This is a genomic window from Paenibacillus sp. BGI2013, from assembly GCF_002843485.1.
GTDB classification, from domain to species: domain Bacteria; phylum Bacillota; class Bacilli; order Paenibacillales; family Paenibacillaceae; genus Paenibacillus; species Paenibacillus amylolyticus.
Genome location: NZ_PJFA01000001.1, coordinates 395568 through 410217, shown reverse-complemented (window position 1 = coordinate 410217; position 14650 = coordinate 395568). Strand labels below are relative to the sequence as shown.

15 protein-coding genes are annotated in these 14650 nt (G+C 46.3%); 7 read left to right on the top strand and 8 right to left on the bottom strand.

The features are described 5' to 3' along the window. The first annotated feature begins 45 nt into the window (after window positions 1-45). Window positions 46-1257: an MFS transporter gene (locus tag CXK86_RS01825; protein WP_076249916.1), complete on the top strand. Its 1212-nt coding sequence runs from the start codon at window positions 46-48 to the stop codon at window positions 1255-1257. 106 nt (window positions 1258-1363) lie between these two features. Here CXK86_RS01825 and CXK86_RS01820 read toward each other — a convergent pair whose 3' ends face one another. After that, on the bottom strand, window positions 1364-2566 hold the full coding sequence (locus tag CXK86_RS01820) for a cytochrome P450 (RefSeq protein ID WP_076249917.1): 1203 nt from the start codon (window positions 2564-2566) through the stop codon (window positions 1364-1366). A 487-nt stretch (window positions 2567-3053) separates the two neighbouring features. Here CXK86_RS01820 and CXK86_RS01815 point away from each other — a divergent pair, with 487 nt between their 5' ends. Beyond that, a complete protein-coding gene (locus CXK86_RS01815; protein ID WP_047842361.1) occupies window positions 3054-4265 on the top strand; it encodes an asparaginase in 1212 nt (403 codons plus the stop codon). 181 nt (window positions 4266-4446) lie between these two features. Here CXK86_RS01815 and CXK86_RS01810 read toward each other — a convergent pair whose 3' ends face one another. After that, complete coding sequence (locus tag CXK86_RS01810; protein ID WP_036670998.1) at window positions 4447-5079, bottom strand: O-methyltransferase; 633 nt, start codon at window positions 5077-5079, stop codon at window positions 4447-4449. A gap of 239 nt (window positions 5080-5318) precedes the next feature. Here CXK86_RS01810 and CXK86_RS01805 point away from each other — a divergent pair, with 239 nt between their 5' ends. The 4 genes from CXK86_RS01805 to CXK86_RS01790 all read left to right on the top strand — a co-directional run bounded on the left by CXK86_RS01805 (window position 5319) and on the right by CXK86_RS01790 (window position 10001). Beyond that, a complete protein-coding gene (locus tag CXK86_RS01805; RefSeq protein WP_076249918.1) occupies window positions 5319-6473 on the top strand; it encodes a THUMP domain-containing class I SAM-dependent RNA methyltransferase in 1155 nt (384 codons plus the stop codon). A 215-nt stretch (window positions 6474-6688) separates the two neighbouring features. Then, window positions 6689-8689: an LTA synthase family protein gene (locus CXK86_RS01800; protein ID WP_101313391.1), complete on the top strand. Its 2001-nt coding sequence runs from the start codon at window positions 6689-6691 to the stop codon at window positions 8687-8689. Between the two features lie 75 nt (window positions 8690-8764). Then, on the top strand, window positions 8765-9193 hold the full coding sequence (locus CXK86_RS01795; protein ID WP_076249920.1) for a cytidine deaminase: 429 nt from the start codon (window positions 8765-8767) through the stop codon (window positions 9191-9193). An 82-nt stretch (window positions 9194-9275) separates the two neighbouring features. Next, window positions 9276-10001 carry a DsbA family oxidoreductase gene (locus tag CXK86_RS01790; RefSeq protein WP_076249921.1) on the top strand — a complete coding sequence of 242 codons (726 nt, stop codon included), beginning with the start codon at window positions 9276-9278 and terminating at the stop codon, window positions 9999-10001. Between the two features lie 354 nt (window positions 10002-10355). Here CXK86_RS01790 and CXK86_RS01785 read toward each other — a convergent pair whose 3' ends face one another. Next, window positions 10356-11186, bottom strand: a complete 831-nt coding sequence (locus CXK86_RS01785) for an aldo/keto reductase (RefSeq protein ID WP_076249922.1) — start codon at window positions 11184-11186, stop codon at window positions 10356-10358. Window positions 11187-11360: 174 nt separating this feature from the next. Next, a complete protein-coding gene (locus tag CXK86_RS01780; RefSeq protein WP_076249923.1) occupies window positions 11361-11642 on the bottom strand; it encodes a hypothetical protein in 282 nt (93 codons plus the stop codon). Window positions 11643-11791: 149 nt separating this feature from the next. Here CXK86_RS01780 and CXK86_RS01775 point away from each other — a divergent pair, with 149 nt between their 5' ends. Next, window positions 11792-12190, top strand: coding sequence for a hypothetical protein (locus CXK86_RS01775; protein WP_076249924.1), 399 nt, complete (start codon window positions 11792-11794; stop codon window positions 12188-12190). Between the two features lie 100 nt (window positions 12191-12290). On the opposite strand, the gene CXK86_RS01770 is transcribed toward CXK86_RS01775, so the two are convergent. From CXK86_RS01770 to CXK86_RS01755, 4 genes are all read right to left on the bottom strand, one after another. Then, on the bottom strand, window positions 12291-12512 hold the full coding sequence (locus tag CXK86_RS01770) for a YuzB family protein (protein ID WP_017689421.1): 222 nt from the start codon (window positions 12510-12512) through the stop codon (window positions 12291-12293). Between the two features lie 21 nt (window positions 12513-12533). Then, entirely contained in the window at window positions 12534-12836 is a 303-nt protein-coding gene (locus tag CXK86_RS01765) for a heme biosynthesis protein HemY (protein ID WP_036609727.1), read from the bottom strand. A 142-nt stretch (window positions 12837-12978) separates the two neighbouring features. Further along, complete coding sequence (locus tag CXK86_RS01760) at window positions 12979-13236, bottom strand: hypothetical protein (protein WP_017689423.1); 258 nt, start codon at window positions 13234-13236, stop codon at window positions 12979-12981. A gap of 196 nt (window positions 13237-13432) precedes the next feature. Next, window positions 13433-14644, bottom strand: a complete 1212-nt coding sequence (locus CXK86_RS01755) for a M14 family zinc carboxypeptidase (RefSeq protein ID WP_370511406.1) — start codon at window positions 14642-14644, stop codon at window positions 13433-13435. Window positions 14645-14650: the final 6 nt, after the last annotated feature.

Below are 14650 nucleotides of genomic sequence, written 5' to 3'. Positions count from 1 at the left end.
TTTTTGAGAATTACAGAAATATCTTTGAAAGGAAGTGAAAGCACTTTGAAAACGTGGAAAGTAAACCTCATTGTGCTTTGGTTCGGACAATTTTTGGTCAATTCGGGCATGACCATGATTACCCCATTTTTGTCTCTTTATCTCGCAAGAGATCTGGGTGTTGTTGGCGAACATGAAATTGGCATTTGGGCGGGCTTTATTTTTGCAGCCAATTTCCTCACCTCATTTTTGTTCCAACCGCTCTGGGGCAAGTTATCGGACAAGTATGGCCGTAAAGTTATGCTGCTGCGGTCGGGATTCGGGATGGCCATCGTAATTGCCCTTATGGGTCTGGCACAGAATCCTTGGCAGCTTCTCTTATTGCGTTTGCTTAACGGTACCATCTCCGGTTTCAATCCTGCAGCTGTTGCACTGATATCGGGTACCACACCGAAAGACCGCATGGGTTTTGCCATGGGAATCAGTCAGTCCGGGCAGGTTGCCGGCACCATCCTGGGTCCACTCATTGGTGGCTTGTTAGCGGATGCGGTAGGCTTCCGCCCCATTTTCTACATTACAGGTGGACTGATCTTTGTTGCTTCCATGCTCGCCATGTTCCTGGTGAGAGAGAAGTTTGACCGTCAAGAAGCAGCCAAACTGCCGGCACAATCCGTATTGTCCGGTCTGAAGGAATTGAACAAGTCACCTCAACTGCCCGCACTGTTTGCTGTGACGTTTCTGTTGCAGTTTGCGATGATTAGCCCCATGTCACTCTTGCCGCTGTATGTGCAAAAATTGCATGCTTCGGATGTAAATGTGGCCTTCTGGGCAGGACTTGTCGGTGCAGTTACGGGACTATCCAATATGGCGATGTCTCCGATTCTCGGGAAACTGAGTGACCGGATTGGTCCTCACAAGGTGCTGACGTTCTCTCTCATAGGAACAGGACTCATGCTTATTCCGCAGGCATTTGTTCAGACCGTGTGGCAGCTCATTCTTGTTCGTTTCATGATGGGTGTGTTCATGGGTGGCTTGCTTCCGAGCGTTAATGCCCTGATCCGTTCCTATACATCCGATAGCATGATCAGCCGTGCATTCAGTTTTAATACGAGTACTCTGGCGCTGGGCAACATGCTTGGAGCGATCATTGGAGGATTTATGGCAGGATTCATCGGGATCGAAGGTCTGTTTATCGTCTCTGGCGGACTGCTGCTGCTTAATATGGTTTGGGTCCGATTCAAATTGTATAACAAACCTGCTTCTATTCAGGAATCCTGATTCCCTATTCATTTCTTAAATAGTCCATCTTAATTTTTCATTTGAAAAAGCCGCTTCCAGCGCCTAATTGGCCTGAGAGCGGCTTTTGTCATTCATGCGCCATTCATCATTTATTTATTAGATTGAATTCTATCGGATAATGTTTCACACCAAATACAAAAGCACTTTGTATCGGTTGCAGAGCCGTTCCAGACACAAGTTGAATGTTTCCCATGTGCTGAAGCAATGTATGAAGAACTACCCTTGCCTCCAATCGAGCGAGTGGTGCACCCAAACAAAAATGAATGCCAAAACCAAAGCCCATATGCCTGTTAGGCTTGCGATCAGAGATGAAGTCTTCCGGGTTTTCAAATTGGGCACTGTCCCGATTGGCTGCTCCAACCCAGGAAATCACCTGCTCTCCAGCTTGAATCGTCTGACCATTCAACTCTACAGTTTCCTTGGCGACCCGCCCAATCGCCACAATTGGCGGATAATATCTCAACGTCTCTTCAATCGCAGAAGTAATCCGCTCAGGATGTTCGCGCAACTCCTGTTGTAGCTCGGGTTGTTCAGACAGAATACGAACCGCATTGGTAATCAGGTTGGTTGTTGTTTCATTACCGGCAGCAAGTAAGAGAATACAGAAGCCTACCACTTCATCTGAAGTCAATTGCTGACCATCAATCTCCGCAGCAAGCAGTAATGAGATCAGATCATCTTTTGGCTGCAACCGACGTTCTTCCATAATGCCAGTGAAATAGATATGCAACTCCTGCATATTTCTTTTTTTCTCCTCCAATAACTCCTGGAAGGCCTGCTCACTATCATCACGCGCGCCTTTCACCAATACATCAGACCAGTCTTTGAACTTTTGACGATCCGTCGCAGGGACTCCGATCAATTCCGCAATGACAATGACGGGCAATGGTGTTGCAAGGTCATCGATAAGTTCCATATGTCCTTCTGACAGGTGTGGAGCAATTAACTCATCTGTGATTTCCTGAATACGCGGAGCCAATGCTTCAATTGCCTTGGGTGTAAACGCCTGGTTCACCAGATCACGCAGCTGTTTGTGTTTGGGAGGGTCTGTCGTCAACATGCTCGTATTGGCACGATCACGTGCAGAAGAGAATAGTTTCGGATTTTTCAGAACATACTTCACATCTTCATAACCAAAAACATCCCAACATTCTCGATGCTCATCATAGCGGACTGGAGTGTTATCACGAAGTTCTGCATACACCTTGAAGGGAGATAACCTCTCTTCCAAAGTCTCCAGTTCCCGAATCGGAATGTAATTTGCATACTTTCTCGGTGCCTGTTTCATCGTTTCTCCTCCAATCAATATTATATATTTATTTACATATGGTGATCACCCCTATTATAAACATAACTCTATTACGAAACCACTCTTTAGACCGTAATTGATCCCCATTACCTAATATGCGTTACTATCATCCTCTCATTCTGTTACCTACTTCTGATATGAGTCCCAATTCGACATTCTTTTATTAAAATGCTTCATTTTATCAGGACAAAAGACTCATTATGTAATATTAATTAACATTAAAAGGGCTTATTTTCCTTCAAAAATACTAAAACCGCTTCTTTTCTATCTCTAACCAAAATGAATAATCTTTCATAATTCCTTATAAACAATCATTTTACTCTCATTATCTATGAATGTAACCGATTACTCTATTGTTATCTATATTTGTCATATTACTTAACATAAAATACAATCAATTTGAAATGGTATACATATTCTTCTTAACAAACTTAACATCAAACTTACTTGAAGGAGAGTGCTATTCATGAGTAAAACATCCAATCTTCGTCCCTGGGCCGTATGGAGTACCGCAGCTTTAACAGCATTGACCATCTCGTTGTCCCCCATTGGAACCTACGCCGCACACGCAGCTACGGTAGAGGTGAAAGGCACAACAGGTGCTGTTCAGACAGCAACTACTACTCCGGCTCGCAATACTTCCATTCCTGCAATACCAGACTCTTCCAAACAATCTGCACTTCCTAATGTATTGGTGATTGGAACTGGCGGAACGATTGCCGGTCAATCCGAGGATGCCACCAGCTTCCAGAATTACAAGGCAGGTACACTTCCGATTGGAGAGATGGTAGACGCCTTACCGGATAAACAGAAGATTGCTGATGTTAGCACACTCCAATTCGGAAACTCAGGTTCAGGTTCCTATAGCATGACCGACCTCTATGACTTGTCGCAGACGGTAGACAAAGCTCTGGCAACGTATGACAGTGTTGTCGTTACCACGGGTACAGATACAATGGAAGAAATCGCTTATTTCCTCGATATGACGGTTCAGAGTGACAAACCTGTCGTGATCACAGGCTCCATGCGTCCATGGACCGTCATCGGTTCTGACGCTCAAGCCAATCTGTACAACGCCATCAAACTTGCAGGCAGTGGTCGTACCACTTCATTTGGCACAGTACTCATGTTGAATGACACAATTCAGCTCGCTCGCGGTGTAACCAAGACAAATGATTATCGAACAGATACGTTTGAAACGCCGATGCTCGGAGCTGTAGGATATATTGATGAAGAAAACATTCGAATCTACCGTGCTCCTGCACGTGCCTTGAAACCTGAAGGCACAGCGAAGCCCGTATTTGATCTAAGTAAAATCACAAAGGCAGATCTGGCCAAAGTAGAAATTGCGATCTCATATCAAGAAGCTGGCGGCGGAGCCATTGAAGGATTCGTGAGCAGCGGTGCCAAAGGAATTGTGACTTCCGGTACCGGAGCTGGCGGTATCTCCAGAGCTATGGGACAAGCTCGTACCAAAGCCATTGAAGAAGGTGTCATCTTTGTGACCACCACTCGGACGGGTTCAGGAAGTGTGTACGGCGGTGGCAAAGGTATCATTGCAGGCGACAACCTGAGTCCACAACAAGCTCGTGTATTATTGATGCTGGGTTTGTCCTTCAGTGATGATTTTGACACCATCAAAAAATGGTTTGAAACGTACGGAACACCTGAAGTATAAATAGAACTACTATAACGATATCTGTAAACACAAAGAAAGAGACGATACTCCCTGTGATTCAAGGTGTGTCGTCTCTTCTTTTTGTTTTCAGAAAACTCCGTACAGAATCACGATCCCCTCACAAACATAAAAGCGTGAGATCGTGCTCCATCGGAGTTTTATCTTTAGGAAATATCCACTTTTACTTCACCCAAGCAAGTACCAGCCCATCGTAATCCGGCAGCATCGTCGTCACCAGACGCGGGTCACTTGCCATCTGTTCATTGAAACGGCGAACAGCCAGCACGGCCGGACCCTGCTTGTCCGGATTCAGCGTACGACCACGCAGGAAACAGTTATCACCAACAATAACAGCACCTGGCCGAGCCAGCTTGATGGCATAGTCAAGATATACCGGATAATTCTCCTTATCTGCATCAATAAAGAAGAAATCAAATGTGCGACCTTCCTGCTCCAATTGCTCCAGGCTGTCTGCCGCCGGGCCAATGCGGTACTCCACCTTTTCGCCAAAACCGCCTTCCTCCAGATGACCACGCGCCATTGCCGCATATTCCTCTTTCAGTTCCAGCGAAGTCAGGGTTCCATTCTCACGCAAACCACGCGCAATGCAGATCCCACTGTAACCGCCCAGCACGCCGATTTCGAGCGCAGCTTCTGCTTTGGATGTCTTCGCTAGAAACGTGAGCAATCGTCCATATGCCGCCGCAACCGAAACTTCCGGCATACCGTTCGAACGGATGGCCTCTTTCACTTTCAGCAAAAGCTCATCCTCTTGAAATAATTGATTTACATATTCATCAGGGGTCAGATTCACCACTAAAATCCTCCTTGGACACTTGGACTGCTTTCCATATGGATGCCAATGTTCTATAATAAATGTTTGTTATCAACACAGGCGGTTGACTGATGCATCACTTCGAAAGAGGCGTGCATACGTTCACCGCATTTCTCATTGTAAGTTTTTTCACGGAAAGCGGCAAGGCCGCACCGTTACTATACAGCAGAGAGAAGGATTTCCCTTCTCCAGCTTGAAATGGAGTTGAAATGAATCACATGGCTCAATTGCAATTGATTGCAACCTCGGCGATGGGACTCGAGGCTGTTGTTGCCCGGGAACTGAAGCAACTGGGGTATGAAGATGTTACGATCGACAATGGCCGGGTTTTCTTCACAGGAGATTATATTGATATTTGCCGTTGTAACCTGTGGCTGAGAAGTTCGGATCGCGTATTGGTGAAAATGGGTGAATTCCCTGCCACGACTTTCGACGAATTGTTTGAAGGCACCAAAGCGTTGCCTTGGGAAGAGTGGATTCCAGCCGACGGCGAATTCCCTGTAGAGGGTCGTTCTCAAAAATCCCAGTTAAGCAGTGTGCCTGCATCACAAGGGATCGTGAAAAAAGCAATCGTAGAGAAACTGAAGCTGACTTATGACACAGAGTGGTTCCCAGAGGATGGATCTCGTTATGTGATTGAGGTCATTCTGCTGAACGATCGCGCCCTGCTTACTTTAGATACAACGGGACCAGGTCTGCATAAACGGGGTTATCGTAAACTCGTCACCGAAGCGCCACTCAAAGAAACACTTGCTGCCGCTCTTATTCAGCTCAGTCGCTGGAATGTATCTCGTCCATTCTATGACCCATGCTGTGGATCAGGCACAATGCTGATCGAAGCCGCTATGATCGGCTGGAACATTGCACCAGGACTTCGTCGGACCTTCAACTCAGAGGACTGGGCTGTCATTCCTGAAGAATTATGGGAACAGGCGCGCGAAGAAGCATTTGATGCTGTTCGTGACGATATCCCGTTACAAATTTCAGGTAGCGATATTGATCCGGAAGCGATTGAAGTTGCTATGGCAGCGATCAAAAGTGCTGGGTTCGCCAAAGATATTGAAGTCAGCGTCCTGCCCGCTCATCGCGCAAGACCACAGGGTGAATATGGTGTTATCATTACCAATCCCCCATATGGTGAACGTTTGAGTGAAGAAAAAGAAGTTCAGAAGTTGCTCCGCTCATTAGGGCGCAGTTACCTCGACATGCCAACATGGTCCTTTTTTGCAATCACGTCAACCAAAGCTTTCGAGGAGTATTTCGGTCATAAGGCAGACAAGCGTCGCAAGTTGTTCAACGGACGAATTGAAACCCAGTACTATCAGTATTTGGGCCCACTGCCCCCACGAAATAAAACACCACAATCTTCATAATTATTTCGAATCTAAAGTGCTCCTGCCATCTATGGCCGGGGCGCTTTTTTTTGTGCGTTATTCTAGTCATATGAATTCACCGACTTCGGTCTTCGCTTCCGCAGAAATCAATTCTCCCTGAGGCATAGTTGAAAACACATGAGGCCACGCTATAATGGATGGAGCCCTATTTTACATTCCGATAACAAAACAACAAAAGCAAGGGGGACATACATATGGTTGTCACTCGGCTTACGCGCAGCTCCATGCCACGCGGGCTTCTAAATCATCCATTAACGTTATATCTTATTTTTCTTGTGCTCATGCTGCTCAAACTCATGTGGCTCCATCACAATCTTCACGCTTATAACATTACGATGGGACTGCTGGATAAAGTCATTGCTATTGGATCTTTACTACTCTTGTCCTTCTGGACCTGGTTGCTGCCACGTAGAGGAATGATCGTGTCTCTCGTGGTGCTTAACCTGCTGCTTACCGCACTAATCTACGCCGATATGGTGTATTATCGCTATTTCCAGGATTTCTTGACCATCCCGGTATTGTTGCAGGCGAGACAAGTTGACGCATTGGGTGACAGCATCGCTACATTGATCTACACAAGCGATCTATGGTTCTTTGCCGATTGGCTTGTCGTCATTCCGTTCGCTGCTATCGTACTGTTCAGCAGACGTTACCGTTCGAAGCACTCCAGTACGTCTGTTACTGGTTACGGGAGTTATTCGTATAACGATGGCAAGGCACGGTTGCGCCGCCGTCTCACGGCTGGCAGCATCGCCCTTGTGCTGGGACTTGGCCTCGCGGTTGGCCCGATTTATTTCTACAGCAAAACATGGGCCAAAGGCCTGTTCGATAACAACTGGTGGAATGTATCCATGTATAATGTGACCGGACTGCTCGCTTTTCACGGTTATGATCTGTACAACTTTGCCAAAGACCACATCGGCTCCGGGCCGCAGGCTGATCCCGCTGATGTCGAACAAGCAAAGGCATTCTTTGCTGAAAGGCAAGGAGCTGAACCACAGAACGATGCCTTGTTTGGAAAATATAAGGACAGCAATGTCATCATTGTCCAGGGTGAGGCTTTTATGAACTTCATGATTGGCCAGAGCATTGGCGGTCAGGAGATCACGCCCCATTTTAATGAACTGATGAAGGAAAGCCAGTATTATAGTCACTTTTACCACCAGACCGGTCAGGGCAGAACGTCAGATGCCGATTTTGGCGCAAACATTTCCCTACATCCACTTCCGGTTGGATCCGCGTTTGTACGTTATGCAGACCATACGTATGATTCCCTTCCTTCCATCCTGAAGGATAACGGGTACAGCACCAACGTATTTCACGCTTATGAGAGTGGCTTCTGGAATCGGTATACGATGTATCAGAACATGAAGTACGACAAGTTTTATAGTAAAAATGATTTTGCACAGGATGACCCGCTTGGCTGGTCCCTGTCTGATGAATCCTTTTTCCGGCAATCCGTTGAGAAAATGAGTAGTGAGGTGACCGAACCATTCTATTCCTTCCTAATCACTCTTACCAGTCACCATCCGTATGCCTTGCCAAAAGAGAAGCAGCAACTGGATGTAGGCGAGTTCCAGGGAACCATGTTTGGTAACTATCTGCAGTCCGTTCATTACGTGGATTCGGCGCTCGGCAAGATGGTCGAGGATCTGAAAAATCGGGGATTATGGGAAAATACCATCTTTATGTTCTACGGAGACCACGACAACTCAATTAAGGAACAATTACAATACGAACAGTTCTTGGGACGTTCGCTGAACGAACTGGATATGGCACAGATCATGAACGAGGTTCCCCTGCTCGTGCATTTACCTGACGGAGCAGCTGCCGGAACCATCAACGAACCTTCGGGACAACTGGACATCACGCCTTCCGTAATGCATTTGCTAGGTTTATCCGACCAGTCCTATTATCACATGGGTAACAACGTATATGACGGGTCTGGGCGTACGGTTGTGCTGCGTAATGGTACATTCTCGGATGGTTCTGTATTCTATATTCCATCGGATGATTATATCTATGAGAGCGGTGCTTGTTATGACCTGTCCACACGCGACAAAACGGACATCAATGCTTGCCGCCCCGGTCATGATGAAGCAACCAAACGATTGCATGTCTCGGACACGGTCATTACTTATGATTTGATTCAGCACTTTCGAGAGGAAGACAATTCAACAGCAACATCACAATGAGCGATATCGTAATGACAAGCTAAACAAATACACGAAATGAATTAAATTGGATTTAAAAAGGGGAACTTGCATTACATGACATCACACACTGAACCACTCAATATTGAACAGCAATTGTTCAATGCAGCTGCAAAATTTGTGAAGCAACGTTATCCTCAGGGATGGGGCGGCGCGGGTGCCGTCTATACCGAAGCTGGATCGCTGCTGATTAGTGTAGCTCCAGAGGTCATCAACGATGCGACGCATCTATGTATGGAAACAGGAGCTTATCTGGAAGCCCACAAATTGAACGAACGTGTCACCCACTCCCTCTGTATCGCTCGTGATGACGAGCATTCAGAATTCAAGGTCCTTACACCTTGCGGTGTATGCCAGGAACGATTATTTTACTGGGGCGAAGAAGTCAAAGCTGCCGTATTTGATCCTTCTGGCCAACTGGTCTTCAAGAGACTGGATGAGATTCAACCTTACCATTGGTCCAAGGCATATCGGGATAAAAAGTAATCTCCTTGCGAATTATAGAAAGTGGCTTTATAATTGTAACCATATTGGTTTCAACTAAAAGGATGATGGAGGTTTTAATAAAATGAATATTGAGATATGGTCTGATTTTCTGTGCCCTTTCTGTTATATCGGTAAACGCCGCCTGGAGAATGTACTGGAACAGTTCCCACACCGTGATGAAGTGAAGCTGCAATTCAAAAGCTTCGAGCTTGATCCAAACGCTGCATTGAACCCAGGCAAAACCAATTCGGAATATTTGGCTGCCAAATATAATATGAGCGTGGAACAAGCCAAAGGTATGAATGCCCAGATGAATGCCAATGCTCGTACGGCAGGACTGGAATACAATATCGATGCCATGATCCCTACAAACTCCTTCTCAGCTCACCGCTTGACACACTGGGCAGATACACAAGGCAAAGCGCTTGAACTGAGTGAACGAATCTTCCAAGCTGTGTTTATTGAAGGTAAACACTCCGGCGACACTGAAGTGTTGGCTCAGTTAGCAGAAGAAGTCGGCTTGGATCATGACGCAGCTGCGGCAGTGCTGTCCAGTGATCAATTCACCGACAATGTCCGTGCTGACCAAGCAGAAGGCGAGCAACTTGGTATCCGCGGTGTACCGTTCTTTGTATTCGACCGTAAGTTCGCCGTATCGGGCGCTCAGCCTGACGAGGTGTTCCTGGATGCCATTCAAAAAGCATGGGACGACCGTTCCCCTTTCACCATGGTTGAATCCAACACAACAGAAACAGACGGCAGTGGCATCTGCACAGATGACGGATGCGAAGTCCCGAAAAAAAATTAAGCCAATTCACATACAAAAAGCAGCAGGATCAGGGATATTTCCCGATCCGGCTGCTTTTTCTTATACTTCTTAATTACCCACCAAATCTAAAGATGGATTTGTAATTTTCACGATAACGGAGTGGGCAGAAAAAAGCTGGAGAAGCGGAGCGCTCGCATTTATCACCGGATTTCTCCCTTGATACAGGGAATTTCAAAAAAATCCGGGGATAACGGCGATCGAAAGATTGTTCTGCACAAGTAGTGTCTTAGCGTGACCGATTATGCTACATCTTAAACCCACGAAGAACGATTCCGTAACCGGAACAATCACAAGTAGTTCATCAAACACTTATATTCAATTAGCGCCACCTACTTAATCCCAAAACAGTTGATCCGGATGTGGACCCGTCCGCTTATCTGAATCCAGTGCATCAATCTGTTTCAACTCATCCGGTGTCAATTCAAAGTCAAAGATGTCCGCATTCTCACGAATCCGCTCCGGGGTAACCGACTTCGGAATCGTCACAATCTGATTCTGAATGTCCCAACGCAGAATAATCTGTGCTGGCGTTTTCCCATATTTCTGGGCCAGCGCTTTGAGGGTAGACTCTTGGTTCAGCTTGCCTTTCATGATCGGGCTCCAAGCCTCTAACTGAATTCCCTGCGCCCCGCAGAAATCCTGAAGTTCCTGCTGGATCAGACCCGGATGCAGCTCTACCTGATTAACCGCAGGCACCGTTCCGCCCTCATCTATAATATCTTGCAAATGGTGTACTTGAAAATTACTCACACCAATCGCACGAATGCTTCCTTCGCTATATAGACGTTCGAATGCTCTCCACGTCTCCTTATACTGGTCTCTGCCAGGCCAGTGAATTAAATAAAGATCAATCACATTCAATCCAAGTGCCTTCTGACTGGCTTCAAATGCTCTCAACGTTGAATCAAATCCCTGATCCTCGTTCCAGAGCTTGGTCGTCACAAACAGTTCGTTACGGGCAACACCACTGCTTGCAATAGCTTGTCCCACTTCTTCCTCATTGCCATAGATGGACGCGGTATCAATACTACGATATCCAACCTCCAAAGCGGTCTCAACCGCCTGTTGTACTTCCTTACCTTTTGCTTTATATGTTCCAAATCCTAGCCATGGCATCGTTACTCCGTTGTTCAGAATCGTACAATCTGTAATATGTTTTGTCATTCTGTACCTCCCGTATGGAATTTTGCCTGCTCTTGTTCTATTAACCTTCTCACAGAATTTTAAGCGACCATTCGACATACTGTCGGAGTAAACCCATGGACCCAGAGTCTTTGCAAAAGATATGAAGAACCCGCAAAGCATTGCTGCCCTGCGGGTTCTGATGTGACAGGAACGTTATAAATTCCCTTGACCGTGCTGACTCTGGATTGAATTCAATTTTCTCTTCTCCTCGATGAACATTTCCTCTGCCAACTCAACACCTTGCCCTCCGAGTGAAAGCTCTGCTTGTCGCATCGCCTGCTCCGTGTGTGCCAGACGTCGCTCCGCCTGTACAATGGTCTGTGCAGTCGGATGAGACATGGCCTGAGATACAGCATAATGAAGCTTGTTCACCGCATTTTGCGCCTGAGATACGGTGGTATCGGCTTGCAAACTGGAATCATAACGCTTCGGCATGAGTATTCCTCCTTGGGATTATCATGTTCCTGTTACCCCTTTAGGATGGATAACACAAGCCTTCCTTATTCTTCTTTTGTGTTTTTATCGTAACTTTAGTTGATCACGCTACGTTTATTAGATAATCATGTGAGTCGGGAGGAATTTATTTGAAGAAAATATTACTGACACTTTGCATGTTGCCCTTGCTCATTTGGGTACAGGGCTGCACTCCTGCTACATACGAGATAGAAGGATATACAGCGTCATCCATGAACCCAGACATCCCGGTTCCAACCAATGCAAAACTTATTGAGAACATAACTTATTCCGATGATCCAAATCTTAAAAAAGGCGCTAATTACGAACTGAAACATATTGGGGGTGAGCAAGGACTATACCCGCCAATGGATTATTTTCAGAAGCTAGCGGATACAGGATGGGTGGAATTAGAGGAAGAACGGCTGGGACATGTACATTTTCTGAAAAAGGATACGACCGTCATTGCCATTGAAATTCGAGAAGATACCTTCCAAATTACTGAGTTGGTCAAAGGTGCTATGGAGTAACACACCCTTTCACCGCTACCCAAACGCAAAAAAGGAGAGGCACGTAGCCCCTCCTTTCTGATGTGTGGACAGTTTTCTCCACTCACCTTGTTATATCCTATTACTTCACAAACTTTGCGACTTTGGCGAGCACTTCTTCTTCTGTCGGCGCACTGATATACCGACCATTAATAAAGACAAATGCACGTTTCGCGCAAGGACCGCAATAGGATTTGCACCCAATCTTGATCTCCGTGTCTGGAGCCATTTTCTGCAACTTGGGCACAATCGATTTCAGTCGGACATGATTACACTTTTCGCATACGCGGATATCGTTAGCCATGAGTTCCCCTTCTTCGCGCCCTTAGTGGTCGCCGTGATTACCCTGGGACGGATTTGTAATAACAAATCCCTCTTCCGGGAAGTAGAGGTAGTCAATTTTAACACCGTTTAACAAAGGCTGATCATTCGCGAGAATGACATCAATCTCTTTATCGGTAGATACAACTGTATCATTTTCTTTTGGTGTGTCGATATCCAGGCCGTAGTGAGCATGGTCACCATGTGCATGGGTGATGACAACGCGCAGTTTTTTTCCTTCGTTCTCCGGCTTGTCCAATTCAAGCTTCAATACTTTAGCAGCATTACGCGTAATTTTGCAGTTCATTCTCTTCATCTCCTATATTGTAATTGCAGATTTCAACAATTTCAGCATTCTTAAACTACAGCATCTATTGTAAAGAAAGTTACCGCTCTTCGCAATAACATTGATGCGAATTCAATGTCAATATGATCCATTTAGGCACAAATTAAGAAGGAGCCCCTTCCTGAAGCACAGGATATTTACGTTCTGCCCGGCTTACAAACCAGTTCATCAGAATCAAAGTGACCCCGATATCATCGATGGGCATAAACGGCATTACGTCAGGAAGTACCCAGTACAACAGCGCTGGAATAATAAACAACAGCTTTTCTCCCAAAGGAATCTGCGGAGCCCGGAGCAGCCGGGGGAGCCTTTTGAAAACTTGTGTCCATCGTTTGAACGACAGCAGTCTTCTCCACTTCATTTGAATCCCTCCGTATAATTATATATGTCGCCGAAAAGGCACATCCATCATTACCCGTTCGAAAACCATTCAGAACGAATGACGTAACATGCCATTATAAAAAATAATAAAAACGGAACGTCGCTCATAGCGTCCGTTCCTGTTATACGAATGATCTACTGTTAAGTTTCACACCATCATAATTCAGGGTCTTGCCTCATTGTCCATTGGATAACAGTTCAGCCAGCAACATTCCCACTTCTATACAAATATCATCAAACTGTTCTACGGGAAGCGGATTAACACCCAATCCAACTTCTACCGTGAAGCCCGGTCTACCGAAATCTTGAATAAACCAGTCCTTGTATCCGGCATCACTGCCACCGAGCTTCACCGCCTTGTAGCCGGAAGCTTTGGCGAGTCTACGCGACAGTGGTCCACTCTCCCTGGGTTCCAGATCACGGTAGTTCCAATAGATCTCCTGTCCCTGACTATGCAGGGATACAACCGCATCAAATGTATGTTGCTGCGTCCACTGCGCAAGCGCCTGTGCCTCCGGTTCTGTCAATGGCGCTGTCCCCGCATAATCCCTGGGGCCCGGTGAGGTTATACCTCTTCTCGCTGCCTCTTCATCCCAATGGGCTGGAAATTGATCATTCAGATCCACCCCTCTGATGTTGGCCTTCCAATGGGTGAAATGTGATCTGTCGGCATTCCAGGCCAACAACTGCTGTGCATGTGGATGCTGATTGACCACACCTTCCTGAACCAGTTCGACCCCGTCCGGATTAACCATCGGCACGGCCCAGAGTGTCGTCTCTTGCATCCAGCGTTCTGTCTGGTATTGATGCCATGCCCTATGCGCACCATACGCCTCGGCATACTCTTCAATAAACTTCATCAGAACTGCTGTTGTCAACCACTCATTCGCATGAACGGAAGCGTTAACATGGATATGTCTCGCCCCTTGCCCAATACGCAAATAAGGCAGTGACTTGCCCATGACACTTGTTCCGATTGAACCCGTTTCAATAAACGGGTATTGATTCTCCAGCTTGTCTATATCCCTGATTAATTCTCGATAACCATACTCTCCCTGAATCTTTACAATAGTTTTTCCATTCGAAGCCGGAATATGAATACAGCGACCAACCCAGTCGGTTATATTGGTAATTTCAGGATTGGCCTGGCGCAACAACTCTTCGTCCAGACCAAATCTCCCTGCAATCTCCCCAACACTTTCTCCAGGCGGTACAGCGTATCTGCGACCTGTCCCGGGGACAATACGCAGCATCTGACCTGCCAGCAAGTATGGCTGGGAAGCCACTTCCGGGTTTAGTGCAGCAAGGAACTCTTTGGTCATATGGTGTGATGACGCAATTCGCGGCAACGTATCTCCCCGCTGAACAATAATCCACTGCAGATCCATGTTGTT

Bases quoted from the DNA above. Each gene is read 5' to 3' on its own strand.
- CXK86_RS01790 (WP_076249921.1), top strand. From the start codon at position 9,276: ATGAATATTGAGATATGGTCTGATTTTCTGTGCCCTTTCTGTTATATC.
- CXK86_RS01755 (WP_370511406.1), bottom strand. From the start codon at position 14,644: ATGGATCTGCAGTGGATTATTGTTCAGCGGGGAGATACGTTGCCGCGA.
- CXK86_RS01805 (WP_076249918.1), top strand. From the start codon at position 5,319: ATGGCTCAATTGCAATTGATTGCAACCTCGGCGATGGGACTCGAGGCT.
- CXK86_RS01780 (WP_076249923.1), bottom strand. From the start codon at position 11,642: ATGCCGAAGCGTTATGATTCCAGTTTGCAAGCCGATACCACCGTATCT.
- CXK86_RS01785 (WP_076249922.1), bottom strand. From the start codon at position 11,186: ATGACAAAACATATTACAGATTGTACGATTCTGAACAACGGAGTAACG.
- CXK86_RS01770 (WP_017689421.1), bottom strand. From the start codon at position 12,512: ATGGCTAACGATATCCGCGTATGCGAAAAGTGTAATCATGTCCGACTG.
- CXK86_RS01795 (WP_076249920.1), top strand. From the start codon at position 8,765: ATGACATCACACACTGAACCACTCAATATTGAACAGCAATTGTTCAAT.
- CXK86_RS01820 (WP_076249917.1), bottom strand. From the start codon at position 2,566: ATGAAACAGGCACCGAGAAAGTATGCAAATTACATTCCGATTCGGGAA.
- CXK86_RS01800 (WP_101313391.1), top strand. From the start codon at position 6,689: ATGGTTGTCACTCGGCTTACGCGCAGCTCCATGCCACGCGGGCTTCTA.
- CXK86_RS01815 (WP_047842361.1), top strand. From the start codon at position 3,054: ATGAGTAAAACATCCAATCTTCGTCCCTGGGCCGTATGGAGTACCGCA.
- CXK86_RS01760 (WP_017689423.1), bottom strand. From the start codon at position 13,236: ATGAAGTGGAGAAGACTGCTGTCGTTCAAACGATGGACACAAGTTTTC.
- CXK86_RS01765 (WP_036609727.1), bottom strand. From the start codon at position 12,836: ATGAACTGCAAAATTACGCGTAATGCTGCTAAAGTATTGAAGCTTGAA.